The sequence below is a fragment of the Streptomyces sp. NPDC054765 genome (assembly GCF_053612065.1).
Map to the genome: position 1 here is coordinate 22,362 of NZ_JBSHBP010000080.1, position 11,206 is coordinate 33,567.

The following is an 11,206-nucleotide window of genomic DNA, read 5'->3' on the forward strand; positions in this document are numbered from 1 at the left end:
TTCCTCTTGCCCATGGCTCACCTTCCGCGTCACCGAGTGGTGCCCTTTCGGGACTCAGAAGAGGAAGTACCGCTGTGCCAGGGGCAGTTCGCAGACGTAGGCACGGTCGACGATCTGGTCTTCGACGAATGTCGTCACATCCGTCACCTTCGCGCCGCCGATGATGACCTCGTAGGTGTCGGCGTCGATACGGACGTCGGGGGTGGCGTTGTTCTCCTTCATGTCCTTCTTGAAGACGCCGCGCGTGCTGGTGATGGCCTTGAACTCCTTGTTCAGCTTGCGCCGTTCGGAGCGCTCACTGCCGTCGGCCTTCTTGCCTGCGGCGTCGTCGGCCTCTTGGGCGGCGAAGTTGTCGATGGCCCGTTGGGTGACGAAGTTGTAGGAGATGGCACCGGGCGCCAGGCCGGTGGCTCCCCACATGGGGCGCGGCAGGACCGGCTGGGGGGTGGGGATGGAAGCGTTGGCGTCACCCACCTGCGCGTACGCGATCTGTCCGCCCTTGATGACCATGTGCGGCTTGACGCCGAAGAACTTCGGCTCCCACAGCACCAGGTCGGCCAGCCTGCCGGTCTCCACCGATCCGACCACCTTGTCGATTCCCTGGGCGATGGCCGGGTTGATGGTGTACTTCGCGACGTAACGACGGGCGCGCCTGTTGTCGGCCGGCGGCAGCTCAGGCTCCGGTGTCTTGTCCTCCACCTCCGCCTTGTCCTCCGCCTTGTCCTCCGCCTTGTCCTCCGGCAGGTCCTCCGCCAGGAAGCCGCGGCGTACCTTCATGACGTGCGCGGTCTGCCAGGTGCGCATGATCATCTCGCCGATACGGCCCATGGCCTGGGCGTCCGAGGACATGATCGAGATGGCGCCGAGGTCGTGCAGGATGTCCTCGGCGGCCATCGTGGAGGGCCTGATCCGGGAGTCCGCGAAGGCCAGGTCCTCCTCGACCTTCGGGTTGAGGTGATGGCAGACCATCACCATGTCGAAGTGCTCCTTGACCGTGTTGACGGTCAGCGGGCGGGTGGGATTGGTGGAGGCGGGCAGTACGTTGCCCTCCTGCACCATTTTGATCATGTCGGGCGCGTGTCCGCCGCCGGCGCCTTCGACGTGGAAGACATGGATGGACCGGTTCTGGATGGCGTCGATGGTGTCCTGGACGAAGCCGGCCTCATTCAGCGAGTCGGCATGGAGCGCAAGCTGGACGCCGGTCTCCTCGCAGACCTCCAGGCATTGGCCGATGACGGCCGGGGTGGCACCCCAGTCCTCGTGCACCTTGAACCCGATGACGCCGGCGTTCACCTGGTCTTCCATCGACTTCTTCGACATGGTGGCGCCTTTGCCGAGCAGCCCGATGTTGACCGGGAACGCGTCCAGCGACTCGAAGGCGCGGTCGAGGTGCCAGGCTCCGGGTGTGACGGTGGTGGCGGTGCTGCCCTCCGCCGGTCCCGTGCCGCCGCCGATGAGGGTGGTGACACCCGCGGCCAGTGCCTCATCGATCTGGTCGGGGCAGATGAAGTGGACATGGGTGTCGATGCCGCCGGCGGTGAGGATCCTGTCCTTGCCCGCGATGACCTCGGTGTCCGGACCGATGACGAAGTCGGTGGGCGTCGGGCCGATGCCGTTGTGGCTGTCGGCGTTCTCGTGCAGGGGGTTCATGGTCTCGGGGTTGTACGCCTTGCCGAGCGCGACGATGTTGCCGTCACGGATGGCGACATCGGCCTTGACGATGCCCCAGTGGTCCAGCACGACGACCCCGGTGATGACGGTGTCAGGGGGCAGGACACGGCTGCCGGCTGCTTTGTCGGTGACGCCGGGGTCACGCGGCGCGATGGACTGCCCCATCGATTCCCGGATCACCTTGCCACCACCGAAGACCATCTCGTTGCCGCTGCGTTCGGGACCGCCGGACCAGTCGTCCTCGATCTTGATCTGCAGCGCCGTGTCGGCGAGGCGGATGCGGTCGCGGGTCGTCGGGCCGAACCGGTCCGCGTACGCGGCGCGGGGCAGGGGGGCGAAGGGCGTCAGCTCTTCCTGGCAACAGGAGCAGTCGGGGCACCGAGCCATGGAATTCACACCTGCTTCTTCTCGAACGAACCCCTGGTGTTTCTGAGCGAGCCCTTGATCTTCTCGGGCAGTCCCTTGACCTTGCCGCGCAGACCGTGGACCACCTGCTCGCCCTCGATGGGCACGAGCTCCACCTCTTGCTCGATGCCGGGCTCGAAGCGGATGGAGCTGCCGGCGGGGACGTTCAGACGCATGCCCCACGCGGTCTTCCGTTCGAACTTCAGCCCGTCGTTGGCCTCGGCGAAGTGATAGTGGGAACCGACCTGGATGGGGCGGTCCTCCGGGTTCTTGACCTTCAGCTTTGTGACCTTGCGGCCCTTGTTGAAGACCACCACCTCGTCTCCCTCCCGGGAGGAGAAGTCCACCTTCCCCGGCCAGACGGTCGGTTCTTCGTCCTTGCCCGCTTCAGGAAAGGGGCCGTGGAGGGTGACCAGCTTCGTGCCGTCCGGGAACGTGGCCTCCACCTGCACGTTCTCGATCATCTCGGGCACGCCTTCCATGACCTCCTCCCGGGTCAGCACCTTCCGCCCGGAAGACATGAGGTCGGCGACGGTCCTGCCGTCCCGAGCCCCCTCAAGGACATGCACGATCAACAGCGCCATCGTCTCGGGGTAGTTGAGTCGCACCCCCCGAGCCCGACGCTTCCCGGCGACATCCGCCGCCAAATGAATCATCAGGCGTTCTTGCTCATGTGGAGTCAGATGCATGGTCCCGTCCTGCGTTTGCCCTACCCCAAAGCTTGTGCACTGGGGCTCTTGCTCCGGGGTGCCGGCGACGCGCCATCAGCAGTCAGGGTGTGAAGACAGCCAGACTGTTACGGGCGCGGCAGCACTGATGCGGACACGGCCGACCTCTGTCGCATGTCGACAGTCCGATGGTTCATTCCGGTAATTCCGGGCGGGAGTGGCGACACCCCCGCCGACCGGATCACGACACCCCTACCGACCGGATCACGGCACCCCTACCGACCGGATCAGGGGCGCGGTCTCGCCCCCGCCACCACGGGCCAGGCTCAGAGCGCTGTCGGCAGCGATCCTTGAGCAGGCGCCCCGCCGGAATTCGCGGGGCGCACTGTGATCGCATGGCGCCGATGAGCCGGCTGTCGCAGTCACCACTGCGGTAATTGACGGCAATTGCGCCGAACCGCACATGACTGCCGCCGGGCTCGCATGGAGTCCGAGTCACGGTGGTGGTGTCGCGAGTGGGGCTGCGTCCGTACCCGCAGCTCCAAGCACCGGCGAAAGGCCGATGCCCTCGGCGATGACGGCCGTGACGGCACGCCGCATGCTCCACCTCCGATGGGAGGATCGCGTCCGCGAACCCCCGCTCACGAAAAGTAATGGAGTGGATGTGCTGTGTCGCCGGAGCGTGGGGGCAAGATCGATGACGCAGTGCGCCGTTCACGCCCTTGTGGCAACGCGGGCTCTCAAGTAGGTGACCGGGAACGGAGGGCGGGCCGCGGCCGGCCGGGGCGGCTGCGGCCCCGGGCCGCCTCGTCAGCTCCGGCGGCGAGACGGCGAGACGGCGGCGGGGGCCGCGGCTTTCACCCGCTCCGCCCAGCCGTCGCCATAACAGACCGCGGTGGCGCCCAGCGCGGAGAGGCGCTCGACGTCGTGCTCGCCGACGGTCCCGACGACGGTGATGCCGCGGGCGACGGCCAGTTGCACCGCGATGGTGCCCACACTGCCCGCGGCGCCGTGGACGAGCAGGGTCTGCCCGGCCTGCGCACCCAGCTGCCGCAGGACGCGGGAGGCGGTCTCGCCAACCGTGACCAGCGAGGCGGCGGCCTCCCACGACAGGGCCCGGGGCCGGGCCACCGGCCGCTCCAGCAGGGCGTACTCGGCGTAGCTGCCGCCGACGGTGGCACCGAGGACCTCGTCCCCCACGGCCGCACCGGCTCCCTCGCCGACGGCATCGACGACACCGGCCGCGTCCAGGCCGGGGACCACGGGGAAGTGTGCCGGAGCGGCCTTCGCCATCAGACCGGAACGGATCTTGAGATCGAGGGGGTTCACGGAGGCGGCCCGCACCCGGATCCGGACCTGGCCCGGCGCGGGCTGTGGCGGGGTGACCTCCGACGGCCGCAGCACCTCGGGCGCGCCGTACTCGGAGAAGGTGATTGCTTTGGACATCGGAAACTCCCGGGGTAGGGGGGCGAGCGGAGAGGGACCGCACGCGCTGTGACTGACTGTGCGGCTGCCTCGGCACAGTCGCCGGTCAGGCGGTGAGGGTGGGGTAGTCGGTGTAGCCGCGGTGGTCGCCGCCGTAGAAGGTGGCCTTGTCGGGGTCGTTGAACGGACCGCCGGAGGCGAGACGCCGGGGCAGGTCGGGGTTGGCCAGGAACAGCGCCCCGTAGGCCACCATGTCCGCGCTCCCGTCCTCGATCAGCCCCAGCGCGTCGGGGCCGGTGGCGTCGGGGTAGGTGAAGGGGTTGAGGACGAACGTGCCGGGCCAGCTCTTGCGCAGCCGCGGGGTCAGGTCGCGGTTCGGCCCTTCCATCAGGTGCAGGTAGGCGAGGTCCAGGCCGGCGAGCCGGTCCAGCAGGGCGAGGTAGACCTCGTCCGGGGTGTCCTCGGAGATGTCGTTGAACTGGTTCCCGGGCGAGATCCGCAGGCCCAGCCGGTCGCCGCCGATCGCCTCGGCCACGGCGGTGACGACCTCGACGGCGAAGCGGATCCGGCCCTCGGTGGTGTTGCCCCAGGCGTCGGTGCGGCGGTTGGTGTTGGGTGCGAGGAACTGGTGGATCAGGTAGCCGTTGGCGCCGTGCAGCTCCACGCCGTCGAACCCGGCCTCGACCGCGTTGCGGGCGGCGTCGGCGAAGTCGGCGACGGTCTGCCGGATCTCCGCCTCGCTCAGCTCCTTCGGCGTCACGAACTCCTTCGGCCCCTCGTGGGTGTAGACCCGCCCCTCGGCGGCCACCGCCGACGGCCCCACCGGCACCAGCCCGTCGGGCAGCAGGCTCGGGTGCCCGATCCGGCCGGTGTGCATCAGCTGCGCGAAGATCGCACCGCCCTCGCGGTGCACGGCATCGGTCACCGTCCGCCAGGCCCGCACCTGGCCGGGCGTGTGCAGGCCGGGGGTGTCGGGGTAGCCCTGGCCGAGCGGCGAGGGCTGGATGCCCTCCGTGACGATCAGCCCGGCGGCGGCCCGCTGCGCGTAGTACGTCGCCACCAGCTCGGTGGGCTCGGCGCCGGGACCGTAGGCGCGGCTGCGGGTCATCGGCGCCATCACGAGGCGGTTCGCCAGGCGCTTGCCGCCCAGGGCGATCGGATCGAAAGCAGTGGTCATGGGTCTCTTCCTCCGGGTGAGTGGTGCTCCGCGGCCGGGCGCTCACGAGCCCGCACCAGCAGATGCCTGCCTGAACAAGTAAATCACCTGTCCGAACAGTTAACTGCCCCGAATCCCTTCCCGCTTTCCCATGTGAAGCACGTAACACAGTGCTGCCGGTCCGTATGTGCCCAGGTAGCGGCGTAGGTGCCGCCGGGCATCGCGTCGGAAGGTGTCGGAAGGTAGGCTTATGCTGCCTAAGCAGGAAAGTGAGGTTCGGATGACGCAGTCCACACCGGAAGCCGGGAAGGGCCCCGCAGAGGCGGGGCGGGAGGTCACCGTTCCGGTACCGGCCGCGGCCGGCGGCGGGCCGGTCAGTCACGCGATCTTCCGCCTGGCCCGCCTGCACCGCATGTTCGCCGGACAACTGCTGCGCCGGATCGGCCTGCACCCGGGCCAGGAGCTGGTGATGATGCACCTGTGGGAGCTCGGCCCCCAGAGGCAGGCCGACCTGGTGCGGCTGATGGACTCCGACGCCGCCACCATGACCCGCACCGTCCGGCGCCTGGAGCAGGCCGGCTTCGTCCGCCGCCGCCCCTCGCCCACCGACAAGCGCGCCTCACTCATCGAACCCACGGCGGCCAGCCATGCCCTGCGCCGCGAGGTCGAGCAGGTCTGGAGCCACCTGGAGGACCTCTCCACGGCGGGCCTCTCCGCCGACGAGCGAACCGCCGCCCTGCACACCCTCGAACGCCTGGAACAGAACCTCGTCCAGGCTGCCGCTGATCCTGACGGGGCATGCGGGGGGAATGAGCGCCTCGACGGCTGCAATGGCAGCAAAAGGGATGCCGGCAAAGGAGATTGACGACACATCAGCGTCTACCCGCAGTGTTGCCGACGCCCTGGAATCTCTACGTCCAACACTTCCCGGATGGCCGTGCCCCGGTGCGGCGCTCGCCGCCGGCAGGCACTCGCCGAGATCCCACGGCGCACCCTCTCCCGGGGCGCGCCGGATGCCCTCCGGCCTCATCCGGCACGACACCGGCGCGGCCGTCGCCACGACCGGCTGAACCGGGCCGCCGCGACGGCCCGGTTCAGCCGGTGAGGGGGTCGGCAGGTTGTGTCGTTCGCGGCGCCGGGGATTCCTCCGGGAGATTGCGGCACCACGTCTCCCTGGCACGCAGCGCGCCGAGGAGTCCCACTGCGCTGAAGGCGACGGGGAGCAGCAGGGCCAGGCGGTAGCCGTGCAGATCAGGTGGGCCCGCCGCAGGGTGCGTGAGGTCGACGATCCAGCCGAAGAGCGGCTGGATCGCGGCGGAGGCGGCGAAGACTCCGGTGTTGGCCACCGCCAGGACTGTGGCGGAGATGCTGTTGGGCACCAACTCCTTGAGGGTGGCGAAGGACACGGTGACCTGCGAGGCGGCGAGGCCGACGAGCAGGTAGAGCGCCAGGCCGCTCCAGCCGGGCCGCCACGGGGCGAGTCCCAGCAGGAGCCAGCCGGCGAGCGCGGCGGCGGAGGAGGCCAGCAGGAGCGGCTTGCGCCGTCCGATCCGGTCCGACAGGAGGCCGATCAAGAAAGAGCCGATGCCGTAGGTGGCGAGGGCGAGCGTGGTGTACAGGGCCGCGTGGGAATTGGAGAGGTGGAAACCGTCGGTCAGTACGGGGACGCCCCACAGGCCGGAGAAGGCGTAGAAGGTCCCGTTGGTCCCGATGGTGCACCAGAAGACCGGCCACAGCTCCCGTCGCCCGAGAACGTGTCTGATGCTTCGCCAGGCACCGGCGGACGAGCCGCCGGTGCGCGGTGCGGGGGCGGTGGTTGTGCCGGGACGGTTGCGTACGAGCAGCAGGACCGATGCCGCCAGCAGGAACGAGATGACCGCGGCCGAGGCGAAGATGGTCCGCCACGACAGGTGCTGGAGCAGCCAGGCGGAGGGGCTGCCGGCGAGGACGCTTCCGATGTTGGCGAGCAGCATCGTGAGGCCGGTGATGGCGCCGTAGTGCCGGGCGGAGAACCACTCCGCATTGTTCTTCATCACACCGACGAAGACCACCGATAGCCCGAGCCCGGTCAGCACCGGCCCCAACGACGCCTGGAGCAGGTTGTGCGCCGTTGCCTGTGCGGCAGCGCCCACCGCGGTCACGAAGGAGCCCGCGGCGACGCACAGGCGCGTTCCCCAGCGGTCGACCAGCAGGCCCGCCGGGATCTGCGCCGCGGTGTACACCCAGAAGTGCCACGCGGCGAGCACGCCGAGCTGTGCGGCGGACGCGCCCAGCGACGCGCTCAGTGACTGGGCGAACGTGGCCGGCGCGAACCGATAGAAGAAGCCCGACAGGAAGCAGGCGGTGAGAACGGTGTAGCCGCTCCACCGCATGACGTGGAAGCGGCGTTCAGCCGGCATGGAGAACCTGGTCGAGGATCCAGTTGTCCAGGCGGTGCACGACGTGCTCTTCGGGAACGTAGCAGCCGGGCGTCGAGGCATTGAGTCCCTTCTGCTGGTATTCGGTGATCCAGTCGTCCTCTTCGACGACTTGGTTGAGCCGCTTGTAGTAGTGCTTGGAGACCTCGTCGAAGTCCTCGCGTTCCAGGGTCGACGCGGGGAAGGAGTAGCCGACGCGGACCCGGGTGCGGGTCGCGGAGTCAGGGATCTTGTGGATCCACCACATGACGTCCTGTGCGGTGACGAGGAAGAAGCCGGGCAGCAGGATCGAGAAATGCGTGCCGCGGGCGGCCTTGCCGGTCAGCCCCTCGATGTGGGGGAAGCCGCTGTCCCGTTCGCCCGGGTACAGAGCGGGTGTGTGGGGCGACTCGTGGTAAACACCGATCCAGTGGCCCTCGGACTCCGACACGGTGACGGGCTGCTCGCCTATCGACCCGCGGTGGATGTGCTTGGTGTGCAGGGTCTCCATGTCCACCTCGACATAGAGCTTCCAGTTGGAGTCCAGGACGTATTCGCGCTCTTGGACGGCGACCATCTCCGCAGTGCGATGCGGTGCGGCGACGGTGGACAGATAGTTGCCGAGATAGGCGTCCAGGGTGGGAGAGGAAGCCGGGTCGCCCACGTGGACGAAGATCAGGCCCTCCCGGATGCCGCAGGGAACCTGCAAGAGGTCCTTGCCGAGCCCCGCCAGTTCCTCTCGGCCGTAGCCCTCCAGGCCGGGCGCGTGCTTGAGGACGCCTTCCAGGCTGTACGTCCAGGAGTGGTAGGGGCAGCGCAGGCCCCGGCAGGAGCCGGACGGCTGGTCGGTCACGGGTGCGCCGCGGTGCCGGCACGAGTTGCGGAAGGCCCGCACCTCCCCGTCGTCACCGCGCACGATCAGTAACGGCTCGTCCAGCAGGCGGAGGGTCATGAAATCGCCGGGCCCGGAAACCGAGGAGGCCAGACCGGCGAAGTGCCATGCGGGACGGAACATGGTGTCCATCTCCCGCTGGAACCACGCCTCATCCGTGTACACCCAATGCGGCAGCGTTTCGGCCTGTTCACGGGGCAATCGGGTGCGCGCGTAGTGGGACGGATCAAAAATGTCAGCAGGCTTCCGCATGGCGAATATGACTTTCCGTTGGCGTGATCTGGGCGTGGCGCAGGCTAACCGCGGTCACTTTCGCTGATCAAGGCAGTTTAAAATTCGGGTAAGTCGACTCATATCGCTCTATCGGGTCGGGAAAACATCGGGAGAGGGCTCCCGGCGAGAGGACGGGAGAGATGCCGGCGCCGAGCGGAATCGGCCGGATGAGTCGCCGTGCCATAACGCGCACGGGCAGCCACCCGGAGCGGGGGCGCCGAGCCTCACGGCCCACTCCGCAGGCCCTGCCGGAGCTGCGAAGGCCGCGACCGGATGGGGTGCGTGAGGCAACCTCGAAACGCCAATAAATCCCCTCGGGGGGCGATGCCGGAACGCAACTTGAAATATTCGATGCGAGGCCAAAAAGAGCGCTCCCCTCCCGTGGATGGAAGACAGTCCGGACCGGCCGCCGCACCGGCGCAATCCCCTGCGGCGCCGCGCACTGAAGCGGAAACCATGAACGGCTCGACGCAACTTCACCGATGAGTGCGCCGCGTAACCGTAGGAGAGCTTTTCCTCTACGGCTCCGGCACCCCTCTTTGCGGTGCGGCATTTTTGCCGCCGTCACTTGGGGAAATTTCCGCACCTATACGGCCGCATATCCGGTCGCGTTTCTGAGGTGCGGCATCGCGGGCGCCCGAGCGCTTGCTGCCGGCTTCCCTCACTCGCCCCCATCCCCGTTTTGTCATACGCCTATCACATTGCCAATCGGCATTCAACGAGAAAGGATGCACCACCGATGGATCAGCAGTGCATACCCCTTGACCTCCAGCCGCACCGGCGCACCTTCATGGATTGCACCCTCCGCGACGGCTCGTACTCGGTCAACTTCCGGTTCGATCCCGAAACGGTCGAGACCGTGCTCTCCGCCGTGACCGCGGCTGGGATTGAGTGGGTGGAGGTCGGCCACGGCCTGGGCATCAACGGCAGGAAGATTTCGGAAACGAATATCTCCGACGAGGAGTGGTGCGCGCTCTCCACCCGATTCCTGCCCTCGGACTGTCGCCGGGGCGATGGTGGCCGACGGCTATGCCAGGGCCTCGGAGAAATTCGGTGCGGTGATCGCCCTCGACGGCCCGGGTGTGGCCAATACCGTCGGCGGACTCGTCAATACGAACGCGGAACGATCACCGGTCCTGTTGCTGTCGGGCCACATTCCCACGGGTTTTGACGCCCACGACGCCTTGCAGGGCGTGACGCCGACGGGTCTCGACATGGCAGCGATGCTGACTCCGGTGACCAGCTCGTCGCTGCAGGCACGCAGTGCCGTGCAGCCGATCAGGTACTGGAACATCACGCTGAAGAAGCTCGTCGAGTGCCCCACCCGGCCGGCGTATCTTTCCTACCCCGCCGATGTGTTGTTCGCGGAAACGGCCGAGCCCGCTGTGCGCACGAGGACGCTGTCCACCCCGCGCCTGATGTGCGCCCAGGAGGAACTCGATCGCACGATCGCCACGATCAGCGCCTCGGCGAGTGTCGCCGTGCTGGTCGGTTCGAACGCCAACAAGCGGGACGTACGCGCCCTGCTGACCCGGCTGTCGGAGTCCCATGCCGTCCTTGTCGGGTCCACCGTGGACGCAAAGGGGGCGTTCCCCGAGAGCCACCCGAACAACGTCGGCGTTTTCGGTTACTCGGGCATTCTGCGGGCGATCGACCGCTTCACGCGACAGCCCCCGGAGACGGTGCTGCTGGGCTGCCGGCCGTCGCAGTGGAACACCAATGCGTGGGGCGCTCGCCTCTCCGGCGCACGGAACGTCATCGAAGTGACCTCCTCGATCGAGGACATCGGCAATTTCGCTGTTGCCGACACCGGTGGTGTCGGTAGCAAGAGTGCGGAGAGGGCGACGAGTCCGGACGGTCTGCGCGCGATGCCGGCTGCATCAGTTCCGTGATGACGATGAGCTGTGCGAGGCGTCCGGGTTCCCTCGCCAGGACCGACTCTTCGCCGGCCGGCCCTGTCGCCCGTCCTGCATCTGTTCTGGGCTTGGACGTGTGCCCGGGATGACGTGCCAGTGGGCGGACGGACCGTCAGAAGTCGTACGGCTTCTTGGTGTTCCAGTTCAGCACGTCGGCTTCGTTCCAGCTGAACTGCGTCTTGCCCTTGATGTCGACCGAGTAGGAGGGGCCGTTGTGGCCGTCGGTGCCGCGCAGTGCGAGGGCGAACGACTGGGCTGTGTGGTGGTTCGAGCCGTAGTCGAAGAGGTTCACCGCGGTGTATGCCTTGGCGCCGGGCTGGAGCGTGATGTGCTTGGTGCCGCCGGGGTTGTCCTTCTTCGAGTGCGGCAGTGCGGTGGCGTCGTCGCCGAGCTTGACGGACGGG

The 11,206-nt window shown here is 68.0% G+C and carries 8 protein-coding genes and 1 pseudogene; 2 read left to right on the top strand and 7 right to left on the bottom strand.

From position 1 onward, the window contains the following. Window positions 1–54: 54 nt before the first annotated feature. From ureC to ACWGJY_RS33095, 4 genes are all read right to left on the bottom strand, one after another. The gene (gene ureC / locus ACWGJY_RS33080) at window positions 55–2,058 is read right to left on the bottom strand and encodes an urease subunit alpha (protein ID WP_453264567.1); all 2,004 of its coding nucleotides are present in this window, start codon (window positions 2,056–2,058) and stop codon (window positions 55–57) included. A gap of 5 nt (window positions 2,059–2,063) precedes the next feature. Then, window positions 2,064–2,765, bottom strand: coding sequence for an urease subunit gamma (locus ACWGJY_RS33085; RefSeq protein WP_453264568.1), 702 nt, complete (start codon window positions 2,763–2,765; stop codon window positions 2,064–2,066). 789 nt (window positions 2,766–3,554) lie between these two features. Next, window positions 3,555–4,190, bottom strand: a complete 636-nt coding sequence (locus tag ACWGJY_RS33090; protein ID WP_453264569.1) for a quinone oxidoreductase family protein — start codon at window positions 4,188–4,190, stop codon at window positions 3,555–3,557. A gap of 85 nt (window positions 4,191–4,275) precedes the next feature. After that, window positions 4,276–5,346: an alkene reductase gene (locus ACWGJY_RS33095; protein WP_453264570.1), complete on the bottom strand. Its 1,071-nt coding sequence runs from the start codon at window positions 5,344–5,346 to the stop codon at window positions 4,276–4,278. Between the two features lie 259 nt (window positions 5,347–5,605). On the opposite strand from ACWGJY_RS33095, the gene ACWGJY_RS33100 reads away from it, so the two are divergent. Next, complete coding sequence (locus tag ACWGJY_RS33100; RefSeq protein WP_453264571.1) at window positions 5,606–6,190, top strand: MarR family winged helix-turn-helix transcriptional regulator; 585 nt, start codon at window positions 5,606–5,608, stop codon at window positions 6,188–6,190. A 229-nt stretch (window positions 6,191–6,419) separates the two neighbouring features. Here the strand turns inward: ACWGJY_RS33100 and ACWGJY_RS33105 are convergent, their stop codons facing one another. Next, complete coding sequence (locus ACWGJY_RS33105) at window positions 6,420–7,724, bottom strand: MFS transporter (protein WP_453264572.1); 1,305 nt, start codon at window positions 7,722–7,724, stop codon at window positions 6,420–6,422. Beyond that, window positions 7,714–8,778 carry an aromatic ring-hydroxylating oxygenase subunit alpha gene (locus ACWGJY_RS33110; RefSeq protein ID WP_453264573.1) on the bottom strand — a complete coding sequence of 355 codons (1,065 nt, stop codon included), beginning with the start codon at window positions 8,776–8,778 and terminating at the stop codon, window positions 7,714–7,716. Before ACWGJY_RS33110 ends, ACWGJY_RS33105 begins: the two co-directional genes overlap by 11 nt. Window positions 8,779–9,899: 1,121 nt before the next feature. Here ACWGJY_RS33110 and ACWGJY_RS33115 point away from each other — a divergent pair. Beyond that, window positions 9,900–10,778, top strand: a complete 879-nt coding sequence (locus ACWGJY_RS33115; RefSeq protein ID WP_453264574.1) for a thiamine pyrophosphate-binding protein — start codon at window positions 9,900–9,902, stop codon at window positions 10,776–10,778. Between the two features lie 136 nt (window positions 10,779–10,914). Here the strand turns inward: ACWGJY_RS33115 and ACWGJY_RS33120 are convergent. Next, window positions 10,915–11,206: pseudogene (locus ACWGJY_RS33120) on the bottom strand (DUF4232 domain-containing protein); the annotation flags it as partial.